Here is a 24,890-nt window from a genome sequence, read left to right on the forward strand (position 1 = left end):
GCAAAACCTGTGCGTCCGTTGTAGAGGATAAGGAAATTTTATGATTATAGATTTTAATTACCAACCGATTCTTGAAGACTACAAAAAAAATGGAGAAATGAAACTTTCTTCTATTCTTAAAATCTTAGAGAACTCAGGAAACAAACATTCCGATACGGCAGGGGACGCAATTCTTGAGGGGACAAGCAACGGTAAAGCTTGGGTTTTGACAGACTGGTATATAGAAATTCTTTCTTATCCGAAATATGGTGATAAAGTTCTTGCTAAAACATGGTCGGAGCTCGTAAAAAATCCTTTAGTGTGCACGAGAGATTTTGAACTTTACTGCAACGGCAACCTCTCTGTGATAGGCACTACAAAATGGATTCAGCTTGACCTTGAACGCAATAGACCGTGCAAAATCGAGGCGGAGTTAATTGCTAAATATCAACCGGAAGATAGGCAAACGTTTGCAGACACGAAGCTTCCTCGCATCCCAGTTCCTGAATTTTATGAAAATGAAGTTAAAATCATGACGCGCCGTGCAGATATTGACTTTAACGACCACGTTCACAATCTTATTTATTTAGACTACGCTCTTGAATCTCTTCCAAAGGCAATATACTGCGAAAGAGCATTTACAAAACTTCGCATAAGTTACAAAGCCGCTGTAAAAGAAAGCGAAGAGATTATCTGTAGATATGCAAAAGAACAGAATTTGCATATCTGCAATATTTTTGGGACTGATGGCAGTTTAAAAACACAAGTAGTATTTGAATAATGCCCTGTTCCGCAGGCAAAACAAGAAAAACAAGTTCGGACTCGGTGAATCTCCTTATTTGAGTTTAAAAATGTCGCAAACTGACATTATTGGTGTTATAATTTAACAAAGAAAATCAAATTTAGGAGCAAAAATGCGTATAAAATCAGTTTTCTCTCACAGTTTTGAAAGGTATGGAAAGGTTTTGACGGGTTATGATGTAAAAGATCTACTAAAACAACTCGAAAACACAACAAAAAAACCGGATAATGCTGTAGTTTACGAACCGGGGGATGCAGGACTTGAATCTCTTCCCATTGCAAAAGAATTCAGTACAAATGCTTATGGAGGAATGCCGATTCAAGTTGGATATTGTAACGGAAACAACACAAAGTTAAACTGCCTCGAATGGCATCGTGGTTCCGAGTTAAATATCCCTGCAAATGATATAGTGCTTCTTCTTGCTCCGCTTCAGTCTGTAAAAAATGGAAAACTCAGCACGTCTTGTGTTGAAGCATTTTATGTTCCAAAAGGGATAATTGTGGAAATTTACGAAACAACGCTCCACTATGCTCCGTGTAATGCAGTTCGTTATGGAGAAGTTTCTAAAGAAGGTTTCCGTGTTATCGTCGTTCTTCCAAAAGATACAAACACATCAGCGCCGGAACTCAAGAAGTTGAACATTGAAGATAGATTGCTCTGGGCTCGCAACAAATGGCTCATCGCACATCCAGATTCAAATGAAGCAAAAAACGGTGCTTTTGTCGGATTGAGCGGAGTAAACATAGATATTGCATCAAAATAAACAAAAACATTAAAGCGTAATCGATGCCACAATAGGTAAAACCTCTGCTTGACATCTAGTAATTCTAATATAGAATGAGACCAAATCAACACTTTATTGGTCTGCTAAAACGTTAAATTAATTATAGGAGCAAAATATGATTAGTAACAAACCCACAGTAAAAATTGGTATCGTCGCAGTCAGCCGTGACTGTTTCCCGGAATCCCTCGCAGTAAACAGAAGAAAGGCGTTGATAGAAGCTTTTACAAAGAAGTATGGGAAAGATGAAATTTACGAATGCCCAATATGCATCGTAGAAAGCGAAATCCACATGGTTCAGGCTCTTGAAGATATCAAAAAAGCCGGATGTAACGCACTTTGTGTTTATCTTGGAAACTTTGGACCTGAGATTTCTGAAACATTGCTTGCAAAACATTTTGACGGGCCAAAGATGTTCTGTGCTGCCGCAGAAGAAACGTCTAAAAACGGCGGTCTCATTCAGGGGCGTGGAGATGCATATTGCGGTATGCTCAACGCTTCTTACAACTTAAAACTACGCAATGTTAAAGCATATATTCCTGAATATCCAGTTGGAACTGCGGAGCAATGCGCAGACATGATTCACGAATTTGCTCCAATCGCAAAGGCTGTTTATGCGTTGAACCACTTGAAGATTATTTCATTTGGACCTCGTCCGTTGAACTTCCTAGCTTGTAATGCGCCAATCAAACAGCTTTACAACCTCGGCGTTGAAATTGAGGAAAACTCGGAGCTCGATTTGTTTGAATCATTCAACAAGCACGCTGGCGACAAGAGAATTAAAGAAGTTGCTGCGGATATGGAAAAAGAACTTGGAAAGGGAAACAAAAAACCGGAAATCCTTGAAAAGCTTGCACAGTATGAACTCACGCTCCTAGACTGGATTGAAGCTCACAGAGGCTACCGAGAATTCGTTGCGATTGCAGGAAAATGCTGGCCGGCATTCCAGACACAGTTTGGATTCGTTCCTTGTTATGTAAACAGCCGCCTTACAGGCAGAGGAATTCCTGTTTCTTGCGAAGTAGATATCTACGGTTGTCTTTCTGAATTTATCGGTACAGTTGTTTCTAACGATACAGTTACATTGCTCGATATTAACAACACTGTTCCTCAGGACATCTATGATGAAGACATCAAAGGTAAATGCGGAAAATACACAATCAACGACACATTTATGGGATTCCACTGCGGAAATACTGCATCAAGCAAACTTTCATTTTGCGAGATGAAATACCAGTTGATTATGGCTCGTTCTCTTCCTGTTGAAGTTACAAACGGAACTTTGGAAGGAGATATCATGCCGGGCGATATCACATTCTATCGCTTGCAGTCAACTGCTGACAACATCCTCCGCGCATACATTGCACAAGGTGAAGTTTTGCCGGTTGCTACACGTTCTTTTGGAGGAATCGGTATATTTGCAATCCCTGAAATGGGACGCTTCTATCGTCACGTTCTTCTTGAAAAGAACTTTCCGCACCACGGGGCAGTTGCATTCGGTCACTTTGGAAAACAGCTTTATGAAGTGTTTAAATACATCGGTGTAGCTGTAGACGAAATCGGATATAACCAACCTAAAGGCGTTCGTTATCCGACAGAAAACCCTTGGGCATAGTAGAGATAGAAAAGGGGCTGTCTCAAAAGTCGATTACTTTCTCGACAGCCTGTCGAGTTTAAAATTAAGTCTTTATATTATAATGACTTAATTTTAAACGTCGCACATAAAATCAAGGAAGCTGTCCAAAAACTGAAGTTTTTGGACAGCCCCAAATATGTAAGATAAACTTCACATCAAAACCCCCTTTCCGAAAAATCGGTTAGGGGGATTTTTATCAAATATGTTTGTTTTTCAAGATTCGCTTTTAGAGTTTAATCATCAAGCGTAATGTTCCCTGAGGTTGTGTGAACATTGATTTGAGCTGGCGAGCCGCCTTTTGGAGATTGCGTTTTTGTGTATGTAAAACCGTTTCGAAGCGATTTTCTCATGTTTTCAATCTTGTTTCTTAAAGTTCCGCTGTTTGATGAAAAATGGAATTTATAGTTTTCGGATTCCGGCACTATGATTTCGACAGAACCGCTTGTTGAGTTAATAGAAGAGTCTGCGGACGGCGCAATTTCAAATTCTGCAAAAATGCTTCCGCTTGTTGTTGAAAAATCAAAATAATTGGCGGCGATATCGTGCGCTTTTAAGCTTCCGCTTGTTGAGTGTAAATCTGCATAATCGCAATAAAGTTCTTCGATTTTGATAGAGCCGCTTGTCGACTCACATACGATTGTATCGGATTCGACAGATTCTATATTTATTGAACCGCTTGAGCTGTGCGCCTTTACAGAATTTTTTGCTTTAAGTTCATCACATTTGATAGAACCGCTTGTCGATTCTATCAAGACGAAATCTTGAGCAGAGATATTTTGTGTTGAGATACTTCCGCTTGTCGAGGTTAGTTTTATTTTATTGACATTTATGTTGCTCATTTTTAATGAACCGCTCGAAAGCCCTACGTGGACTTTATCGAGTTTTTTACCCGATGGAATATAGATAATCACTTTGCATGAAATATGTATTTTTAAATTCCAAAAATTTATAGGTACCGATTTCATCGCAAGAACGGAATCTGCGAATTTGATTGCCGGAATAAATTCTTTGTTATTGCCGTAAATTTCTATAGTTACATCATCTGATGAAAGATATTCTTGAATTTCAACTGTTTCAAACGATAGCATGAGGTTGATAGATTGCATGTTTTCTGAATTTATCAATTCTCGCTTTATAAGATTCTTTTCTGCAAATACAGCAAATACTAAAAAACATGAACAAAAAAATGCAATTTGTTTTTTTCCCATTGAGAACTCCTGTTTTTGGGGTTAAATGTTTATATAAAGAGTTTAATACACATGAATGTATTTTTTGATACCCATTAGTGTATCATTTAAAATGCTAATTGTGTATATTTGGAAATATGAAAAATACTCAAAGAAATGAACTTGCAGTTTGCGGACTTGCAGCTGTAAAGAAAGTTGAAAAAAATCATCCGGAAAAGATTAAAAGGCTTTATTTTACCGAAGAAAAAGCTCCGTTGTTTGGCGGATTATGCAAAAAATTAGCTAAAAATCACGGAATTTACAATATGAAACCTGCCGGAGATTTGGAAAAGCTGAGCGGAACTGTTCATCATCAGGGGGTTGTCGCTATGATAGATTATCCCGAAATTTTACCGCTCGATTCGGATATCACCGATTCATGGTCGGAAAACGGCGAGAATGCTATATTGCTGGACAGAATCGGAAATGCCAACAACTTTGGTGCAATTGTTAGAAGCGCAGCTTTTTTTGGAATAAAAAATATAGTAATTCCACTAGACGAAGCTCAGACATCAATAACTACAAGCAGTTACCGTATTGCGGAAGGTGGGATGGAATATGTAAACATTTTCAGCGTTCGTTCATCTTCAAGACTTTTGGAAGCTCTTGCAGGAAAAATGATTCGCGTCGGGACAAGCCTTGATGCTAAAAAAACTGTTGCGGACTTGCGAGCGGATACAAAACTTCCTTTTATGATTGTGCTTGGAAACGAAGAAGAAGGAATCAGCGAAGTCATAAAACAAAATTGCGACGAGCTTGTGATTATTCCTTGGTACAAAATGAGCGAAGGCAAAAGCTGTGTGATTGACAGCTTGAATGTTGCACAGGCTTCAAGCATCATTTTTTATGAAATTTGTAAAAAATGAGAGAAAATTTGCCGAATCCTGTGCAAGTTTTATTATTCTATTTCTGCGTCTGTTACTTTTTCTAAAGTGATAGGCTTTCCGTCTGCGAACAGTTTTTTTCCGGCTGCCGTCGCATGTTTTGCAACAACTTTGTAAGAAATTTTACAGAAATGCTCTATATCGATTTTTGACGGCTTTGCACACGTAGCGTTGCCTTCCAGCACAACTTGAGTTCCGGGAGCAGCCCATGGAGCTGTCAGCAATTCAACTTTTTCTTTTCCATCTTCTGTGTAATCGCATGCAAGCAGCATTCCGTGACTTTCAACGCCTTTCATCTTGCGAGGTGCAAGGTTTGCAGCGATGATGACGTGCTGCCCGAGCAATTCTTCCGGCTTCAGATATGGACGCAACCCAGACTGAATGATTCTTGGTGTTCCGCTTCCGTCGTTCATTGTTTCGATATAAAGCTTATCACCCTGAGGGTTTATTTCTACTTTTTCAATTTTTGCAACTAAAAGTTCAATATGCTCGTTGAAGTATTTTTCGGGATTTGTCTCAGCTTCGGATTTTTGCTGATTTCCGGCTTCAGAATGAGAGTCTGTATTTGCTTCTTTTTTCTTTTCCGCTTCTGTCTTTGTATCAGCATGCGCCATCAAATCTTCAAGGTCGAGTTCTCCTGCTGCACATGGTGTTGTAATTCCCCAATTTTCGAGAACTTGCGGATGAACTTCTCCAAAAACGCCTATGATTTTTCCTCCTGCTACAATTCCGGCTTGGCGTCCTGCTATGAAACGAGGATCGTCTGTCTCAACGACATTGTACTCGTGGTCGAGGAAGTAAAGCAAACTTGAAACTTCAGATGCCAGCGTGTTGAAGTTTGCATTGGCCGAAGCTGTTAGAAATCCAAGATGCTGTCTTGTGATTGTTCCCGTATTTTCGTCTTCCTTCAGATAAGCGACTTTTCCGATTTCAAAAACTTTGTGAGGATACATTGCGTTTGCAGACCCACTTTCAGCACGGCATAAGGAAGAAAGAATCTCCGGTCTGATAAATTGATAGTTTTCGCTCATCGGGTTTGCGATTTCGATAACCTTTGAGCCGTCAATCATCATATTGTCGATGTAGTCTTTCTTTGAACCTACGTAATTAAAAATCATCTCCTGATAGCCAAGCCCCACCATCAAAGTTTTTGCTTTGCGACTGAACGTTGTCAGAGGGAGGAGGCGACCAACAGTAAAGTCCTGAGGAGTTCTCGGGTCAAACGCCGAAACGTTGCAACCAATCATAACATCTTCAATAATATCAACTTCGTGTAGGAAGTCGTTTCTGTATGGGGCCGGACTAACGATGATTTCTTCTCCGTGAGTTTCAATAGAGCTTCCCATTCGTATCAATGAATCTTCCACTGTTTTCATATCAAAATCTGAACCGAGGAGTTTATTTACAGCTTTTAGAGTTGTTTTAGTTGTTGGCTGAAAATATAAAGGAGCTAGAATATCTTTGCCGAGAGGAGTATCGTACGGGTGTCTTACGAGAATCGGTTTGATTGTGTATCCTTGATCTGCAAAATCACACGCAACTATGTTTGCAGAAAGTATAAGACCTTCGATGTTGTCGCCAGTGAGTTCAACCATTAAATCTTTGTCGCCGACTTGAACGGCTCCAAGAGTCGCAGAGTTGATGATAGGAGGCATAGACATCACTTCTCCGTTTGCGTCTGAAAGGAGAGGGAATTTCTTGAAGTCTTTGAGAATCCAGCCGAAATCTTTTCCTTTTGGATGCTCTGTTAGAATCTGTCTGCAAGTCATATTTTCTTCGCACTGAAGAGGTATAAAACTCGTTTTATCAGGATCAACTGCGTGATATTTTACAGGAAATTTAATTTTATCGACACGATAAAGCCCCATCGAGATTGATTTGCGTTTTCTGCCGAAATTCCAAGCGAGTTTTTCCTGCGTTTGAATAATATCTTTAAGCATCGGGTCGTCGATTGCTTTTCCTGTAATCATAAAAGCAACCATGTAAGGGCGAATATCTTTAACTTCCGGGTCAACCTCAACAACCCGACCTTCATAGTCGCTGTTGCCTTTGTTGCTCATCAATTTCATGTAATCAAAATTTTTTCCACCTTCGTGAATCCTTATTTGGCGAGCAACCCCGTTCGTTGACCACAAATCAGGGCGGTTTGTATCGTTTAATTCGATTTTTACAATGCGTTCGTTTTCAGGAAGGCTGATATCCGGTTTTTCGTCGAGCTCAGCTTTAGCACAAGGAAGTAAATTTTCTAATATGTCGTAAGTGTATTTTTTCCCGAGAGCATCAAAAAATAGTTTTTCGTTACATTCAATCTTTGGCATTTTTTTTCCTCTGGCACGGCGGTTGCCGTGTGAAATTTGAATACACAATTATAGAAGATTTTTATTATATATTCAATTAAGTGCATTGCCGGTTTGTGTTGTTTGCACTCCAACCTCGTGGTATAATAGGCAAAGATGATAGTTTCAACACGAGGAAGATACGCATTGAGAGTTTTGGTCGATATGGCTGAACATCCCGAAGAAGAGCGAATTCCACTAAAAGAAATCGCAGAACGTCAGGGAATCTCTCAAAAATATATAGAGGCAATCATGACAACGTTGTCAAAGGCTGGGTTTGTCGACGGAGTACATGGAAAAGGCGGCGGATATAGATTGAATCGTGTCCTTTCCGAATATAAGATAGGCGATATTTTGCGATTGACAGAGGGGACGTTGGCGCCTGTTGCATGCCTTGAAAAAGATGCTGAAAGATGTCCCCGTAAAGATACATGTAAAACGCTTTCAATGTGGAATAAGCTCGATAAATTGATAGAAAGTTATTTGGATAGCATCAGCATTGCAGATTTGATAAATCAATGAAAACAGAGCTTCTTGCTTTTCTCGTAAATATAGATAAATTTTATTTTTAGAGGCGAAAAATGAGTTGTTATATTATTTGCGATAAAGAGATAATCTTGAAGTCGGATGATAGTTTGCCTGAATTTTCAGACTTACAGAGAATAAAAGATTTAAATACTTTCTCTGATTATTTTGAAGAAAAACAGTCTGATTTGAAAGTTCTCGGGCTAAAATCCAAAGATAACCTTCCTGATTCTTTTAAGGTTTTGACATTGCGAGAATATTCTTCTGTGAAAGACGAAGAAGAATCTTTCAGGGCATTCCGTGCAAAAGGATTGCTCACTTGGCGAATGAATTATAAATTTTGCCCGGCTTGTGGAGCGGGTTTAATAGGGCATCCTTTCCTGACTGCGCGAAAGTGCCCACAATGTCACAAGGTTTGCTTCCCGCATATAGAGCCTTGCATAATCGTTGTCGTAAAAAAAGATGAAAAAGTTTTGCTTGCCCGGCATGCTTATAGAAATCAAGATATTTTCGCCTGCATAGCCGGTTTTATTGAAAGCGGAGAATCTGCGGAGCATGCTGTTGCCCGCGAAGTTTTTGAAGAAACAAAACTGAAAGTAAAAAACATCATATATAGAGGAAGCCAGAGTTGGCCGTTTCCAAATCAGTTTATGCTTGGGTTTACTGCCGAGTATGACAGCGGTGAGTTAGCTTTGCAAAAAGAAGAGATTACTGAAGCCGGTTGGTTTGATGTCGATAATTTGCCGGCCAGTCCAAAACCGGGCTCTATCGCGTATCGGCTTATTCACGGGCTTTACTAAAAATTTTATCAAAAATTGAAAGATTTGCGCAATTTTAGGAGAGTTCTTGACCTTTTTCAACCTTTTTTTATTGATTATAATTGTTTGCGTTTCTGTTGTGTGTTCTTTTTGGGATTTTATAAAGTTGAGAGTTCCCAATTTTGTTATTTTTTTGGGAATTGTGTCTGTCATTTTTTCCAATCTGATTTTTTGCGAAGATGGCATTCGCTTTTCTTTTTCAAGATTAATGGCGGTTGTTTTGTCAGGATTTTTTGTAGGTCTATTTTATTTTGTCGTAAGATATATTTGCAACGGGCGATTTGGAAAAGGAGATATTTTATTTGGAGTTTTTCAAGGAGTTTGCCTTGTTCCAAGAGAGATGATTCTTTGCCTTTTAATTGAAGTTGTTTGCGCAGCAGTCTTTTTATTTATAAAAAAGATATTTTACAGGAACGGAGTCTCGTCTTTTTCTGGAAAAATACCATTTGTCCCTTTTATGTCTATAGGATTGTTGGGGACTTTTTTTTATTTTAATTTTATTAGATAAGGCAATCTCATTTGACACAGTTGAGTTTTTTCATTACATTTTCAATAGTAGTTCTTATTAATACTACTAACTGCGGTTTTGCAAGTTTTAAGGTGATTTATGGCAGATTCAACTACAATCGATATTTTGGCAGATTTTGGGCTGACTCGGCAGGAGGCTGTTATTTATTCAGAATTTATCTCTCACGGAGAGATGACTGGGTATGAGGTTGGAAAAGAAACTGGAATTTCTAGATCAAACGTTTATTCTTCAATTTCATCTCTTGTAGAAAAAGGTGCGCTTTATGTAGTTCAGGGAGAATCTTCAAAATACACACCGGTGGAAATAAATCAGTTTACAAAAAACAGAATTGAAGAGCTTACACGCAAGGCTTTATACTTAAAAAAGCACTGTCCTAAAAAAATAAAAGCAGCTGACGGCTACATCACAATTCAGGGCGAAAAAAATATACGCAACAAAATTCGTGAAATGCTTGAAAAAACGGAATTTCGCCTCTATATCATGGCGTCTGCCGATATTGTCAGAGAATTTGAGGAAGACCTAAAAAAACTTATAGAAACCGGAAAAAAAGTTGTGATTTTGACAGATGATTTTAAGCTGAAAGGCGCGAAAATCTATGAGACAAAACCAGAAAATGGTCAACTGCGTTTTATCACTGATTCGGCTTATGTTTTGACTGGGGAGCTTACAGGGAGCGAACATGATAGTTGTTTATATTCCGGACAACAAAATCTGGTTGCAGTGATGAAAGAGGCTCTTAAAAACAAAATAATTTTGCTTGATAAGTAATTAAGAGATTCAAGGATTTTGAGGGAAGCCACGTAATAAAAAAGTGACCTTTGGTAGAGTTTTTTAGACGACATTAATATTTTTGGAGGCATATATGAAAATTGGAATTCTCGGGTATGGAAATCTTGGGCGAGGCGTTGAAGCTGCTGTAAAAAATAATCCTGATATGGAGCTCTCGTGTGTTTTTACAAGGCGAAATCCGTCTGATGTAAAAATTTTGACGGAAGGGGTTCCTGTTTACAGTGTCGACGATGTTAAAAAACACAATAACGAAGTTGATGTTTTGATTATGTGCGGGGGAAGTGCGACAGATCTTCCAAAACAAACTCCTGAATATGCAAAGTATTTCAATGTAATCGACAGTTTTGATACGCATGCAAAAATTCCCGAACATTTTGCGGATGTAGATAAAGCTGCAAAAGATAGCGGACATATAGCCCTCATAAGTTGCGGATGGGATCCGGGAATGTTCAGCTTGGCGCGTCTTTATGCAAACTGCATTCTTCCTGATGGAAAAGATTATACATTTTGGGGGAAAGGGGTTTCTCAAGGGCATTCCGATGCGATTCGTCGGATTGAAGGTGTAAAAGATGGAAAACAGTATACGATTCCAGTTCAAGCTGCTCTAGATGCTGTCCGTTCTGGCAAAAAACCGGAACTTACAACACGCCAAAAACACACGCGCGAATGTTTTGTAGTTGCCGAAGAAGGAGCGGACGAGGCTCGCATTGAAAAAGAGATAAAAGAAATGCCGAATTATTTTGCCGATTACGATACGACTGTTCATTTTATCACAGAAGAAGAATTGAAACGCGACCATTCAGGCATTCCGCACGGAGGATTTGTATTTCGTACAGGAAAAACAGGTTGGGAAAAAGAAAATAACAACATAATTGAATACAGCCTTAAACTCGACTCAAACCCTGCGTTTACTTCCAGCGTTATTGTGGCGTTTGCGCGAGCAATTTATAAAATGAAAAATGAAGGTCAGACAGGGTGTAAAACAGTTTTTGATATTGCACCTGCATATTTAAGTCCGTTGAGCGGAGAAGAAATCAGAGCGCATTTGTTGTAGAATAGAGATTACACAACAAAAATAGCGTCGTCAGTGTGACAAAAACTTGGAGAAAATATGAACTCATACATCAATCAATCAAACTTTTTTGAAGGTAGAAATCCAGAACAGATCGCTTCTGAATACGGAACTCCTCTTTATGTTTATAATGAACGCATTTTGCGAGATAGAATGGAAAAAGTTGCCAAAGTGATAACAAAATATCCGTATACGGCAAATTATTCCGTAAAGGCAAATTCAAATATACACATATTGAGATTAGCCATGCAGGAGGGAATCAATTGTGACGCGATGAGCGTCGGCGAAATTCAAATGCTTTTACGGGCAGGATTTCCGACTGACAGAATTTTTTTTGTTCCAAACAACGTTTCCGATGAGCTTGTTTTTGCGGTAAAACATGGGATTATGACAAGTCTGGACAGTCTTGCGCAGCTTGAACTCTATGGGCAGATTTGCTGCGACTTAGAATTGCCAAATGAAAAACGGAAGTGTGCCGTTCGCATAAATCCCGGAGTTGGAGCCGGGCACTGTGAAAAAGTTATAACTGGTGGAAAAAAAACTAAGTTTGGAATTGCAGAGGAAGATATTCCCAATATCTTTGAAATTGCAAAAAATTATAGCTTAAAAATTGTTGGAATCAATCAGCATATAGGTTCTCTTTTTATGGATCCACAGCCTTATCTTGACGCAGTCACAAATCTTTTGAGAATCGCGCTTGGGTTTGAAAAACTTGAATTTATAGATTTTGGCGGTGGATATGGAGTTCCTTATCATAAACTTGATGATGAAAAAGATTTTCCGATGGAAGAATTTAAAAGCAGGCTGGAGCCAATTCTCGATGATTTTGCTTCAAAATATGGAAAAGTTCCTTTGTTTAAATCTGAACCGGGTCGTTACTGTGTTGCGGAAGGTGGCGTAATTCTTGGAAGAGTCCAAGCTGTAAAACAAAACAGCGGAAAGACTTTCGTTGGCACCGATGTAGGCATGAATGTCCTTGTCAGACCTAGTATGTACGGCAGCTGGCACGACATTGAAATAATAAGAAATGGAAACGTTGTATTGCGTGAAGGAGAACATGCAGAACCTCTTTTTGAACAAACAGTCACAGGGAACATCTGCGAGTCCGGAGATATATTAGCAAAAGATAGAATGCTTCCGAAAACCGTTCGGGGAGACATTGTCTGCGTTCTCGATGCAGGAGCTTACGGTTGGAGTATGTGTTCAACTTACAACAGCCGTCCTCGTCCTGCAGAAATTTTAATCTGTAAAGATTCTTCCATTAAACTGATCCGTCGCCGTGAGACGATAGACGATTTGATGAAGTTATTTTGATTTTGAGGTTTTGCAACTTAATAAACTGTTGTCATAGGGCTTAGTTCCTACAATCAGAAAAAAAGATTTACTTTTTTCTTACGAAATTTTATACTTGTACTCCTTTATGAGCTGGAGTTTAATATTTTTTATAAACAGCATCCTGCTTGGCGTTGGGCTTGCTATGGATGCTTTTTCTATCTCTATGGCAGATGGTCTGAACGAACCGAAAATGTGTATCAGGCGAATGTTTTTGATCGCGGGCGTTTACGTTTTTTTTCAGTTTGCGATGCCTATGACCGGATGGGTTTTCATACACACTCTCGTTGTTCATTTTAATGCGTTTGATAAAATCATTCCGGGTATTGCTTTAATACTTTTGATTTTTTGTGGCAGCAAAATGGTCATAGAGGGTACCAAATGTGACGAGGGGAGAGAAACTGATTTGCGACTTGGGGCAGGAACTCTTATGATTCAAGGTGTGGCAACTTCTATAGATGCGCTTTCTGTAGGAGTTACAATCGCCGACTACTGTTCTTTTATGGCCTTGGCAGCATCGTTGATTATCTCTGTTGTCACTTTTCTGATTTGTGTTACCGGCTTGATTATCGGGAAAAAAGCAGGAACAGCCTTGAGCAAAAAAGCGGCGATTTTTGGCGGAATTATCCTGATCTGTATTGGAATCGAAATTTTTATAAGAGGGGTTTTCTTTTAATCTCTTTAATCACCGACGGAGACTGAAACATTCTCCGATTCGCAGTGTTTTTTTGTGTATATAAAGTTTAAAACGGCCATTGCGATTATTACGAAGTACCCTGTCAAACTTAAAAAATCTGGAATCTGACCAAAGAGGAAAAATCCAAAAATCATAGAAAATAAAATTTGAGTATAATCGTAAATTGAAATTTTATTAGGCGGAGCGTGATAATATGCAGCCGTCACCGAAAATTGACCTCCCGCTGCGCAAATTCCTGCAAAAACAAGCATCAAAATTTGGAAAAATGACATCGGATTAAAATTTACAATCATATAAGGCACAGAAAGCGTCATAGAAAAAGCAGAGAAAAATAAAATGATGATTTTTCCATTGCATTTGAGGTAACTCAACTTTCGTACACTTGCGTATGCCAATCCTGCTCCAACGCCGCCCATGAATGCAGCTCCGGTCGGAAGCATCTGAGTAAAATTGAAAGATGGTTTTACTATCAGAATAGAACCTAAGAACGCTACGATTACACAGATAAGAGGAATAGGTTTTATTTTTTCCCCAATGATTATAAAACTGAAAATCAGTGTAAAAAATGGAGCCATTTTATTTAAGATAGTGGCATCTGCTAAAACGATTCTGTCGATCGCGTAAAAATTTCCAAAAATTCCAACAGACCCCGCGATTGCTCGCAAAATTAAAAAAAGCAATGCTCCTTTTGGAATAATGATTACGGATTTGCCTTTGGCTCTTATATCTCCAAAAGTTCCGCCTGCCGCAATTAAAAAAGCGACTGCATTTCTGAAAAATGCTTTTTGCACAAAGCTGATGTCTCCAGATAGCTTTACAAAGACCGCCATCAAAGCAAAGAAAAAAGCCGAACATATTAAAAATAAAATTCCTTTTGTAGTATCGGATTTATTGTGCAGTTTTTCCATTATCATTATTAAAGCCTTGATAGATTATAATACAATTATATTATAACTGCAATTTTTCGGTAAAATGTGAGAGTTTTGAAAAAAAATAGCAGAAAGATGAGAGAGTTTTACTAAAAATGGCAATAAAATGAAAAAAAAATACATACTTTTTTGTATAAACGTACAATTTTTGTTTGGAATTAAAAACTATAATCCACGATGTATGAAAGAAAATACTTTAAATATGACAGAGGGAAACCCTGTCCGTTTGATTCTTATATTTTCAGTTCCAATGCTTGTTGGGAATATTTTTCAGCAATTGTACAATCTTGCAGATTCGGTTATTGTTGGGCAGCTCATTGGCGCAGACGCTTTGGCTGCGATTGGCTCGACTGGTTCTATCACTTTCTTCTTTTTTGCGATTTGCAATGGGTTTGGTGCCGGAGGAGGAATTGTCGCTTCTCAATCTTTTGGAGAAGGGGATAAAGAAAAGGTAAAAAATTGCATAGCAAACGTTGCGTATCTTATGTTTTTAGTTCCTGCTGTAATCGGAACTATCGCCTTTTTTACAGCAGGTCAGATTCTTGTTCTTTTGAACACTCCTGAATCTATTTTGCCGGTCGCAAAAAGTTATATGCGGATTATGTGTTTAAGCATTATTTTTGTATCTTTATACAATTTTGTTTCATCTATGTTACGTGCGATTGGAGATTCGAAAACGCCTCTTTATTTTTTGATATTTTCTTGCTTTTTGAATGTCGGGCTTGATATTCTTTTTGTCCTTTATTTTAACATGGGCGTTTTTGGCGCAGGAGTTGCAACTTTGATTTCGCAGCTTATTTCCGGGGCACTTTGCCTGATTTATGCTATAAAATCAAATTCGTACTTTAAACTTAGTCGCCAAAACTTGAGGGTAAACTTCCTTTTAATGTGGAAATGTATAAAAATTGGAATCCCTCTTTCGCTCCAGTTTTCTCTGATTGCGATTTCGTGTATGGCGTTGCAACGCGTAGTTAACTCATTTGGAGCGGTTGCTGTTGCCGCTTTTGCAGCTACAAGCCGTGTAGAGCAGATTATTCACATGCCTTATCAGACATTGAGCGCCGCTCTTTCAACTTATTGTGGGCAAAATTTTGGTGCAAAAAAATATGACAGAATGATAAACGGCTATAGAAAAGCAATGTTGATGATGGCGACTTTTACGATTTGTATGATTCCTGTTGTTCAGATTTTCGGGCATGGAATTATACGAATGTTTGTAAAAGAAACTTCTGTTATCGAAATGGGAGCGAACGCTATCAAGATAACGAGCCTGTTTTATATATTTCTTGGAATGATTTACACAGTTCGTGGCATTTTAAACGGCATGGGAGATTCTTTTTTTGCGATGTTCAACGGTATTGTCGAAGTGATTGGACGCTTTACTGTGCCATTTATTTTGGTTGCAATTCCTGTAATTGGTGTTTGGGGAATATGGTGGTCTCTCGGGTTGGTATGGTTTATGGCTGGAACGACGGCATGGTGGCGATATCTGTATATGAAAAAAAAGATACTTAAATAATATTCGACTTTTTGCGATGAGGTTGTCTTTGTAATAACAAAAGAAATAATCTCAAGTATTCTTCCATAAATATAACAAAAGATACAACAAAATAACGGAGCCGGGTTCGTATTTTTTAAACTAACGGCAAAACAATCTCTATTGACAAATTTTTTTACAAAATATATTATGACGCCAGTGTGTTAGCCTTAGCTAACTCATTTTTTGCTTTGGAGATTTTATGTTACAAAGATTTTTTGCATTATCTGATGCAGGAACGAGAAATCTGCGCTCGTCTATTATGTTTGGAATTATCATCAATCTGTTTATTATGATACCGTTAGGGCTTTCTTTGTACGTGCTTCAATATTTTTTATCGCGCATTATGCAGCAGAGTGCTACAGCTCCAAACATTTGGGCAATATCAGGAGCTGTCATTGCGCTTATCATCGTTTTATTTATCCTTGAAAAATTAAAATACGGCAAAATGTACAACGGCGCTTATGAAGAAGCTGCAAATGTCCGTATTTCTCTTGCAGAGTCGCTTCGAAAACTTCCTCTTGCATTTTTTGGCAGAAAAGATTTGTCTTATTTGACTTCAACTTTATTGAATGATGTTACAACGCTCGAAGAATCTCTTTCGAATGTTGTCCCTGAAAGTTTTAGCGGCATAATTTCTATTTTGATAGCATCTGCGCTTCTTGCTATTTTGGATTGGCGCATGACAATCGCTCTGTTCATTTGTGCATTTGCAGGCTTTTTTATCTTAGTCGGAAGCCGCAAATTCTCCGAAAAAAAAATGAAAAAAGTTATCGTCAAAAGAGATGCGATATACGATTCTCTTCAGCAAATGATAGACAATATCAAAGTGCTAAAATCTTCCGACAAAAAAGACTCTTATGTAAACGGTCTTAAAAAAGGTCTTTCGGAGATGAGCCGAGCTGCATTGAAAACTGAAGCATCATTAGGGGCTCTTACGTTTTGTGTGGCAATGTTTATCCGCTTTGGATTCCCTCTTGTTATTTCTTACGGTGCATATTTGTTTTCGCGCGGTCAGATAGAGCTTATGACTTATATAGTTTTTTTGCTAGTTTCTTGTCGCATTTTTGACCCTTTGACTACAGTTTTTATGCTTCTAAGTGAACTCTTTTATATGATGATTGCCGTTGAACGCAAACAGGCGATTGTAAATTATCCAAAGCAGACAGGGAGCGAAACATTTAAACCGGACGGCTACGATATTTGCTATGATAATGTTTCATTTTCTTATAATCAGCAAAATAGCAGCTCGGACGAGGAAGTTATAAACGGAATCAGCTTTACTGCAAAACAAGGTGAAATTACAGCCCTCGTAGGGCATTCCGGCTGTGGGAAGTCTACAATCGCTCGTTTGGCGGCGCGTTTTTGGGATGCGACTGCTGGAAAAGTCAGTGTCGGTGGAGTAGACGTTTCTACTGTTGACCCTGAAACTCTGCTGAGCGCTTTTTCGATTGTTTTTCAAGATGTTGTATTGTTTAACGATACGCTCTACAACAACATTCTGATTGGCAACAGAAATGCCACACGCGAAGAAGTTTTTGCTGCAGCAAAAGCAGCTCAATGCGATTCATTTATTCAAAAATTGCCGAAAGGTTATGATACGGAAATCGGTGAAAACGGATATACTCTTTCCGGCGGAGAGCGGCAGCGGCTTTCTATTGCGCGCGCTCTTTTAAAAGACGCTCCAATCATCCTTTTGGACGAAGCGACAGCCGCCCTCGACCCTGAAAATGAAACGCTAATTCAAAAAGCTATCAGCACTCTGATAAAAAATAAAACTGTCATTGTAATCGCTCATCGCCTTCGCACTGTTGAAAATGCAGATAAGATTATTGTCCTGAACGAAGGAAAAATTGCGGAGAGCGGCACACACGCCGAGCTTATTGAAAAAGGCGGAATCTATCGGGAGATGTACAGATTGCAGCACGAAAGTGAGCAATGGAAAGTGTAAACTATTTAATAAAAAGTTGTAAAACAAAGGAGGTGTGCTAAAAATTACTTCCGTGTAATTTTTAGCACTAAAGTTTATTCGTGCGTTGCACTTCATAAACTTTGATACAGCGCCTCCATGCGCTGCCGCTAACGCGGTGTTTTTATAGGAGTTTTTATGGAACAAACACAAGTACAGTCAGGCGGGAAAAAACGCCTTGTGTTAAAGGATTTGGTTAATATCGGTATTTTCTCCGTTATTTATTTTGCCGGACTTTTCATCGTCGGCATGCCGTTCGGCTTTTTAGTAGTAACGTATTTGTTTTTCCCCTTTGCGGCAAGTTTGCTTTTGGGTATCGTTGCCTTGTTCTTTTTGGCTAAAACGCCGAAGCCCTTTGCACTGTTTATCTTTGCGGCCATTCCGGGCTGCCTTATGACACTGATGGGGCACACGCCGGTGGTAGCGGTTCACTCGCTTATCGTTGCAGCACTTGCAGAACTGGTACGCAAAGCAATCGGCTATAAAACCGTCAAGGGGAGCATTGTAGGCTATGCGCTTATGTCTCTGGGGCTGTGCGGTGCTTTTTGGCAGATTTATATCTTAAAAGATCAATACTATGCCCTGACCGAAAAGATGTTAGGAGCCGAATACGCAACGCAGCTTGTCAGCCTTCCGATATGGATTATGCCGCTGCTATACGCAAGCACTTTTATAGGCGGTCTTCTCGGCGGTTTTTTGGGCGCCAAGGTGTTAAAAAAGCATTTTGTGAAAGCGGGGCTGGTGTAATTGGAACAACAGGTAAAACTCGTTCTTGACCCGCGTACAAAACTTTTTTTGGTGCTGTGCATGGGGCTTTCGATTGCGCTTCCCGTTCCGATGTATGTTGAAGCGGTCAATATAACGTTTTTCGCTTGTTTGTTTTTCTTAAACGGACAGGCAAAAACGGCGGTAAAACTGCTACTCTTTTTCGGCGTACTGGCCGCGCTCTCGTATGTGCCGCAAGATGCAGGCTTTTTGGGCGGCATCGTATTGCCGGCGGCATTTATGGTACGGCGTTTTATGCTGCCAGTTATAGCGGGAAAATATCTTATCGATTCCACTCCTGTCGGGCTTTTGATGAGTGCGCTTGAAAAACTCAAAATGCCAAAAAGTATTGTCATCACGCTGTCTGTGATGTTCCGCTTTTTCCCCACGCTCGGCGAAGAATATCGCAATATCAAAAATGCGATGAAAATGCGCGGCATCGGGCTGAATGCGTTGAACATTATTTTGCATCCCTTGTTGACGCTCGAATACATGATGGTGCCGCTTTTGGCTTCGGCGTCCCGCATCGGAGAGGAGCTTGCAGCAGCAGGGCATACAAAAGGGGTCGATTCTCCGAACAAAAAAGTCCGCTATAAAACCGCCCGCTTCGGCATCGTAGATGTGTTTATGTTGTTGTATATTGCTGTAGGTATTTGTGTAGTCATCGGTGCGCGACTCTATGTGTGGTAAACGGGAGTGGATAAAATATGCGTGAAAATAATGTGGAAGACGGAATAATCGGGCAGAAAACTGCGCATACGGACACTCCGCCTGCCGTTCAGCTAAAAAATATTGTTTTTAACTATGCAGCAAAAAATGATGCTTCGGCGATAAACGACGTGTCGTTTCAGGTGCGCAAAGGCGAATGCCTTTTGCTGACGGGTCTTTCCGGTTGCGGCAAAACGAGCATCTTGCGGCTCTTGAACGGATTGATTCCGCGCTATTATGAAGGCGCTCTTTTTGGCAACGTTCTTATCAGGCACGAGGACATTGCAAATCTGCCTATTTATGAAGTGTCAAAAAAAGCTGCGACAGTGTTTCAAAATCCAAAATCACAGTTTTTCAATTTAGATACAACTTCCGAGATTCTTTTTTTTCTCGAGAATATGGGAACTCCGTTTGAAACAATGCAGAAGCGCCTCACCGAAGTATCATCATTTTTGCACATCGAACATTTGCTCGACCGCAACATTTTTAATCTTTCCGGCGGTGAAAAACAGCTGATAGCAATCGCTTCCGCTCTCGCTTCTGATACGGACATCATTTTGTTCGACGAGCCGACTTCAAATTTGGATGTGTTCTATATCGAAAAAATCGCTCAAGTTTTGAGAAAACTCAAGGCTGCCGGCAAAACAATCATCATAAGCGAACACCGCCTGTATTTTCTCAAAGAACTTGTAGACCGAGTTCTCATAATCAAAGACGGAAAGATTTCAAATTCGCTCTATTCCGAAGAGTTTTCTTGTTTATCAGAAAAAAAACGAAAAGAGCTGCTTTTGCGCCCTGTTACATTCGACAGTCAAGTTTTTAAACGTGGAGACGTTCATACAGGAGATGGTGTTCCGTCGTCTTGTGAAAAGCTGTTTGTAGAAAATCTTATGTATCGGTTTCCAAAAGACAGAACTGTCATCGTCGATGTAGAAAACTTGTCTCTTTCTTTTGGAAAAATAACCGCACTTGTTGGAAAAAGCGGTCAAGGAAAAAGTACTTTTGCGCACTGCCTTTCAGGAATCACAAAATCTAACAAAGAGTGGGTTATTATTGGAAAAGAAAAAAAATCGGCATCAAAGAGATTGGAGATTTCTTATCTTGTCATGCAGGATGTTGGGTATCAACTTTTTGCCGAAAGCGTAGAAGATGAAATCGCACTTGGGAAAAATAAACACAATCAGAAAGTCGATATCGAAAAACTCCTTTCTTCATTGAATTTGACAGAATTAAAAGACCGCCATCCGTTGAGCCTTTCGGGCGGACAAAAACAGAGAGTTTCTGTTGCGGCGGCAGTTGCTTCCGGTGCTAAGATTTTGATTTTTGACGAACCGACAAGTGGGATGGATTATTTTCACATGAAAGAGACTGCTGCTCTCATAAACTCCGTCCGTGCGCCCGATAGGCTTATCCTCATCATAAGTCATGACTTTGAATTTTTGAGTATGGTTGCCGATGAATTGCTTTTGATGGAAAAAGGAAAAATTGTGCAGCAAACGGAATATAATGCCGTTCAAGCTGAAAAAGCTTTTGAATACATACGCTCGGAGATTGCATGAAAATTGCATGAAAAAGAGAATAATTGTAGGAGGTTATATGAATACGTATAAGAGGTTATTAAAATATACGCCAGAAAAAATTCACTGTGTGTATATTTCAATTATTTGTGCTGTGCTTGGAGTTGCGTCACAGATGGGGGCATTTTGGTTTTTATGGAAATTTTTATATGCCTTTTTAGTTACAAAAAATGTTACAGATGGAGCGACATACGCTACAGTGATTGTAGCACTTTTGGGAGGATACGCAATCGTATACTTTCTTGCGCTATGGGCATCTCACGTGCTTGGTTTTAGGCTTGAGTCGAATTTGCGCAAAAAGGCGATAATACACATGATGAACGCTTCGTTTGCTTTTTTTGACATGAACCCGTCCGGAAAAATCCGCAAGCTTATAGATGACAATGCGCAAGACACACACATGTTGATAGCGCACTTAATTCCAGACAATGTGTCAGCTATATTTACTCCACTTTTTATGTTTCTCATTGTTTTTGCAGTTGATGTTAAGCTTGGACTTTTGCTTGTGGCTATTACAATAATCGGCGGCGTGCAGATGATGTTTATGATGGGCAATAAAGGCTTTATGAAAAAGTATCAGGCAGCGCTGGAAAGGATGAATGCCGAAGCCGTTGAATATGTTCGCGGTATGCAGATTGTAAAGATTTTTAAAAGCACCGTTGAATCATTTAAGGCGTTTTATCAGGCGATTACAGACTACTCTGACTTGGCTTATAAATACACTCTCAGTTGCCGCACCCCTTATGTTATTTTCCAAGTGCTTTTTAATTTATTTGCGGTATTTACAATTCCTGCGGCAATTTACTTTATGAATAAAGGAGCTGATGGAACACTTATCATTGCAAAGTGTGTATTTTTTATATGCATTGCAGGAGTTCTTTTTTCATCTTTTATGCGTGTTATGTATGTTGGAATGTATAACTTTCAGGCAAAAAGCGTTGTAGATAAGCTTGAAAATCTTTTTTCTGATATGGAAAAAGACAATCTGGAACACGGAACTGAAGAAACTTTTGATAATTTTGGAATAGAATTTAAAAATGTTTCATTTGGGTATACAGAAGAAAAAATTTTAAAAGATGTCAGCCTTAAGTTGGCGCCGAACAAAACTTATGCGCTTGTTGGCTCTTCTGGTGGCGGAAAGTCGACTATCGCAAAACTCATTTCCGGGTTTTACAAAATAAATTCAGGTGAAATTTTAATCGGCGGAAAAAATATTTCATCATATTCAAGAAATGCTCTAATGCGCAGCATCGCGTTTGTTTTCCAGACATCAAAGCTTTTTAAAACAAGTATTTTTGAGAATGTCAGAATGGGAAACAAAGACGCAAGCTATGACCAAGTGATCAACGCGCTCAAACTCGCTCGATGTGAAGATATTCTCGAAAAATTTCCTGAACGAGAAAAGACAATGATTGGCTCTCATGGCGTACACTTGTCTGGAGGAGAAATTCAGAGAGTGGCAATCGCACGCGCTATTTTGAAAAACGCGAATATTATAATCTTGGACGAAGCTTCCGCCGCCGCAGACCCTGAAAACGAATATGAGATTCAGCAGGCGTTTTCTAATTTGATGAAGGACAAAACTGTTATTATGATTGCGCACCGCTTAAGCTCTATTAAAAACGTAGATGAAATTCTCGTCGTAGAAGATGGAAATATTGTTGAGCGTGGAAGCCATGCAGAGCTTATGCAAAAAGCAGGAAAATATTATCACCTGCAAAAGCTTTATTCCAAGGCTAACGACTGGAGGGTCTAAAAATGAAGAAATTACAAAATTTATTCGGAGTAACCGAATCTGGCGCAAAAGGAATAATAAAAGCGTCTGTATGGTCTATGCTTGCAGATGTCTCGTTTATACTGCCAATGTTCTTAGCTATGTTTTTCTTTCAGAACTTTTTTGATGGCACACTGCGTTCCGCTTTGTTTTATGGAGGGCTGATAGTTGCTCTTGCTGTCGTTATGTATGTGCTTGTGCATATCAATTACAACACTTTGTATACGGCAACATTCAAGGAATGCAAGGAACTGCGAGTAAATATTGCAGACCGCCTAAAGGCATTGCCTCTCGCGTATTTTTCAAAACACGATATTTCTGACTTGTCTCAAACAGTCATGACAGATGTCGCTACAATTGAGCATGCGCTAAGCCACGCAATTCCGCAGACTATCGGACTTGTTCTATATTTAATCATAATTGGCGTAATAATGATTGCGGCTCATCCAGGCTTGGGCTTGTGTATATTTGTGCCAATTATCATCAGTTTTATACTTCTTATTTTGTCTAAAAAAATTCAAATAAGAGAAACAACTAGAGATTTTCAGAAACAGCGTGAACGCGCTGACTTTTTTCAGGAAGCGATAGAGCTTCAGCAGGAAATAAAAAGTTACGGACTGACAGAAGATACAGCTGCAAAATTGAACAAAAATGTTGACGAGGCAGAAAGGCTTCACCTATCTGTGGAGGCTCATCAGGCGATTCCGCTCAATATCGCGTTATTTTTGCTCAAATTCTCGATTGGCTTTACCGTATTTTTTGGATTGAAAATGTATTTGGCAGGAACGGCGCCTCTTTTGTATTTTATTGGATATGTTATTGCAGCTTCTCGCATTACAGACGCAGTCGCTGGTGTTGAGTCAAACCTTACAGAATTGATGTATATAGATTCTCGTGTAAAGCGCATTAATGAGCTTCGCGAGACTCAGACTCAGCAAGGAGTGCCTGTCTCGTTAGAGCATTTTGGAATAAAATTTGAAAATGTTCAGTTTTCGTACAACGATGGACAAAAAGTTATAGACGGAATCTCTTTTGAGGCTGATCAAAATAAAGTTACAGCTCTTGTTGGTCCGTCAGGCTGTGGAAAGACAACTGTTCTTAGACTTGCCTCAAGGCTTTACGACTACAATAAAGGTCAAATTTTGATAGATGGCAAAGATATTGCAAAAATCGATACAGACAGCCTTTTTGACAAAATATCAATCGTTTTCCAGGATGTTGGACTTTTCAACACGACAATAATGGAGAACATTCGGGTTGGAAACAAGGACGCTAGCGATGATGAAGTAAAAAAGGCAGCCAAACTTGCGAACTGTACAGAGTTTATTGAAGCGCAGCCGGAAGGCTTCAATACAGTCATCGGCGAAAACGGAAGCAGGCTTTCAGGTGGTGAGCGTCAGCGACTTTCTATTGCCCGAGCTTTCTTAAAAGATGCCCCTATCATAATCCTCGACGAAATAAGCGCTTCTCTCGATGTTGAAAACGAGATGAAAATACAGGAAAGCTTAAATGCGCTGATAAAAAATAAAACAGTTATCATCATTTCGCATCGCCTAAAATCTATCGAAAATGTCGACAAAATCGTTGTGATGAACAAAGGAAAAATCGATGCTGAAGGCACTCACGCAGAGCTTCTCAAAGAGTCGCCTCTGTATCGCGATATGATTGAAAAATCAGGTTTGACGGAAACATATACTTACTAAAAGAGGCAACTTATGGAAAAAAAATCACAAGAACATCTCCCTCTGATGGGTGTCGGTCCGATTTGTATTGCGGTTATCTTTGCTTTTACTGTAGGCGGCATCGTCTTAAAAAAAATAGGGATGATTGCAAAAGGCGATATCGGAAATCCTGTAGTTTCGGCTATTTTTATAGTTGCCGGAGTTGCGCTTGTTGTCGGAGGAATTGCTCTTTGGTGTACTGCCGTATTGAAAGCAAGAATAGATGAAAAAATAAAATCGAATCAGCTTGCGACAGAAGGAGTTTACGGGCTTGTGCGAAATCCTATCTATTCTGCCTTTTTGTTTTTGTGCACAGGTGTGCTTTTGTTCTGTAGAAATTGGGTTTTGCTGATTTTGCCTTTTATTTTTTGGGGATTTCTTACGGCGGTTATGAAGCTTACCGAAGAAAAATGGCTGAAAAACCTTTTTGGAGAAAGCTATGTTGCGTATTGCAAACGCGTAAACCGTTTTATTCCGTGGAAAAAAATCAAAAATGGATAGCAT

General features: G+C 39.3%; 22 protein-coding genes. 19 read left to right on the top strand and 3 right to left on the bottom strand.

All coding sequences use genetic code 11. From position 1 onward, the window contains the following. The first annotated feature begins 40 nt into the window (after positions 1-40). From H9I37_RS01395 to H9I37_RS01405, 3 genes are all read left to right on the top strand, one after another. The gene (locus tag H9I37_RS01395; protein ID WP_187380708.1) at positions 41-760 is read left to right on the top strand and encodes an acyl-[acyl-carrier-protein] thioesterase; all 720 of its coding nucleotides are present in this window, start codon (positions 41-43) and stop codon (positions 758-760) included. 133 nt (positions 761-893) lie between these two features. Continuing rightward, positions 894-1,544, top strand: a complete 651-nt coding sequence (locus H9I37_RS01400) for a DUF4867 family protein (protein WP_187380709.1) — start codon at positions 894-896, stop codon at positions 1,542-1,544. A 136-nt stretch (positions 1,545-1,680) separates the two neighbouring features. Next, a complete protein-coding gene (locus H9I37_RS01405; RefSeq protein WP_222864164.1) occupies positions 1,681-3,177 on the top strand; it encodes an L-fucose/L-arabinose isomerase family protein in 1,497 nt (498 codons plus the stop codon). A gap of 254 nt (positions 3,178-3,431) precedes the next feature. On the opposite strand, the gene H9I37_RS01410 is transcribed toward H9I37_RS01405, so the two are convergent. Then, positions 3,432-4,406, bottom strand: coding sequence for a DUF4097 family beta strand repeat-containing protein (locus H9I37_RS01410; RefSeq protein WP_187380710.1), 975 nt, complete (start codon positions 4,404-4,406; stop codon positions 3,432-3,434). Between the two features lie 116 nt (positions 4,407-4,522). Here H9I37_RS01410 and H9I37_RS01415 point away from each other — a divergent pair, with 116 nt between their 5' ends. Then, complete coding sequence (locus H9I37_RS01415; RefSeq protein WP_187380711.1) at positions 4,523-5,290, top strand: TrmH family RNA methyltransferase; 768 nt, start codon at positions 4,523-4,525, stop codon at positions 5,288-5,290. Positions 5,291-5,322: 32 nt separating this feature from the next. Here H9I37_RS01415 and pheT read toward each other — a convergent pair whose 3' ends face one another. Continuing rightward, on the bottom strand, positions 5,323-7,626 hold the full coding sequence (pheT, locus tag H9I37_RS01420) for a phenylalanine--tRNA ligase subunit beta (protein ID WP_187380712.1): 2,304 nt from the start codon (positions 7,624-7,626) through the stop codon (positions 5,323-5,325). A gap of 135 nt (positions 7,627-7,761) precedes the next feature. Here pheT and H9I37_RS01425 point away from each other — a divergent pair, with 135 nt between their 5' ends. The 7 genes from H9I37_RS01425 (at position 7,762) to H9I37_RS01455 (ending at position 13,385) form a co-directional block, all read left to right on the top strand. Next, positions 7,762-8,166: an RrF2 family transcriptional regulator gene (locus tag H9I37_RS01425; RefSeq protein ID WP_187380713.1), complete on the top strand. Its 405-nt coding sequence runs from the start codon at positions 7,762-7,764 to the stop codon at positions 8,164-8,166. A gap of 59 nt (positions 8,167-8,225) precedes the next feature. Further along, complete coding sequence (gene nudC / locus H9I37_RS01430; RefSeq protein ID WP_187380714.1) at positions 8,226-8,969, top strand: NAD(+) diphosphatase; 744 nt, start codon at positions 8,226-8,228, stop codon at positions 8,967-8,969. Between the two features lie 70 nt (positions 8,970-9,039). Next, the gene (locus H9I37_RS11595) at positions 9,040-9,495 is read left to right on the top strand and encodes a prepilin peptidase (RefSeq protein WP_187380715.1); all 456 of its coding nucleotides are present in this window, start codon (positions 9,040-9,042) and stop codon (positions 9,493-9,495) included. A 99-nt stretch (positions 9,496-9,594) separates the two neighbouring features. Next, positions 9,595-10,284 carry a TrmB family transcriptional regulator gene (locus tag H9I37_RS01440; RefSeq protein WP_187380716.1) on the top strand — a complete coding sequence of 230 codons (690 nt, stop codon included), beginning with the start codon at positions 9,595-9,597 and terminating at the stop codon, positions 10,282-10,284. Between the two features lie 94 nt (positions 10,285-10,378). Then, a complete protein-coding gene (locus H9I37_RS01445; RefSeq protein ID WP_187380717.1) occupies positions 10,379-11,359 on the top strand; it encodes a diaminopimelate dehydrogenase in 981 nt (326 codons plus the stop codon). A 57-nt stretch (positions 11,360-11,416) separates the two neighbouring features. Beyond that, positions 11,417-12,691 (top strand): diaminopimelate decarboxylase, encoded by a 1,275-nt coding sequence (gene lysA, locus H9I37_RS01450; RefSeq protein ID WP_187380718.1) that lies wholly within the window; start codon positions 11,417-11,419, stop codon positions 12,689-12,691. Between the two features lie 106 nt (positions 12,692-12,797). Next, positions 12,798-13,385, top strand: a complete 588-nt coding sequence (locus tag H9I37_RS01455; RefSeq protein ID WP_187380719.1) for a manganese efflux pump MntP — start codon at positions 12,798-12,800, stop codon at positions 13,383-13,385. 5 nt (positions 13,386-13,390) lie between these two features. On the opposite strand, the gene H9I37_RS01460 is transcribed toward H9I37_RS01455, so the two are convergent. Next, positions 13,391-14,314: a DMT family transporter gene (locus H9I37_RS01460; protein WP_187380720.1), complete on the bottom strand. Its 924-nt coding sequence runs from the start codon at positions 14,312-14,314 to the stop codon at positions 13,391-13,393. Positions 14,315-14,516: 202 nt separating this feature from the next. Here H9I37_RS01460 and H9I37_RS01465 point away from each other — a divergent pair, with 202 nt between their 5' ends. The 8 genes from H9I37_RS01465 to H9I37_RS01500 all read left to right on the top strand — a co-directional run bounded on the left by H9I37_RS01465 (position 14,517) and on the right by H9I37_RS01500 (position 24,887). Further along, entirely contained in the window at positions 14,517-15,854 is a 1,338-nt protein-coding gene (locus H9I37_RS01465; RefSeq protein WP_187380721.1) for an MATE family efflux transporter, read from the top strand. A 220-nt stretch (positions 15,855-16,074) separates the two neighbouring features. Next, positions 16,075-17,823 (top strand): ABC transporter ATP-binding protein, encoded by a 1,749-nt coding sequence (locus H9I37_RS01470; protein WP_187380722.1) that lies wholly within the window; start codon positions 16,075-16,077, stop codon positions 17,821-17,823. A 156-nt stretch (positions 17,824-17,979) separates the two neighbouring features. Then, on the top strand, positions 17,980-18,588 hold the full coding sequence (locus tag H9I37_RS01475) for an MptD family putative ECF transporter S component (RefSeq protein WP_187380723.1): 609 nt from the start codon (positions 17,980-17,982) through the stop codon (positions 18,586-18,588). Continuing rightward, the gene (locus H9I37_RS01480) at positions 18,589-19,296 is read left to right on the top strand and encodes an energy-coupling factor transporter transmembrane component T (RefSeq protein ID WP_187380724.1); all 708 of its coding nucleotides are present in this window, start codon (positions 18,589-18,591) and stop codon (positions 19,294-19,296) included. A 17-nt stretch (positions 19,297-19,313) separates the two neighbouring features. Continuing rightward, positions 19,314-20,873, top strand: coding sequence for an ABC transporter ATP-binding protein (locus H9I37_RS01485; RefSeq protein ID WP_187380725.1), 1,560 nt, complete (start codon positions 19,314-19,316; stop codon positions 20,871-20,873). Between the two features lie 37 nt (positions 20,874-20,910). Beyond that, complete coding sequence (locus H9I37_RS01490) at positions 20,911-22,647, top strand: ABC transporter ATP-binding protein (RefSeq protein ID WP_187380726.1); 1,737 nt, start codon at positions 20,911-20,913, stop codon at positions 22,645-22,647. A 2-nt stretch (positions 22,648-22,649) separates the two neighbouring features. Beyond that, positions 22,650-24,368, top strand: coding sequence for an ABC transporter ATP-binding protein (locus tag H9I37_RS01495; RefSeq protein ID WP_187380727.1), 1,719 nt, complete (start codon positions 22,650-22,652; stop codon positions 24,366-24,368). Positions 24,369-24,380: 12 nt separating this feature from the next. Next, the gene (locus H9I37_RS01500; protein WP_187380728.1) at positions 24,381-24,887 is read left to right on the top strand and encodes a methyltransferase family protein; all 507 of its coding nucleotides are present in this window, start codon (positions 24,381-24,383) and stop codon (positions 24,885-24,887) included. The last annotated feature ends 3 nt before the right edge of the window (positions 24,888-24,890 follow it).

The organism is Treponema sp. Marseille-Q3903 (assembly GCF_014334335.1).
In the GTDB taxonomy this organism is placed as follows: Bacteria; Spirochaetota; Spirochaetia; order Treponematales; family Treponemataceae; genus Treponema_D.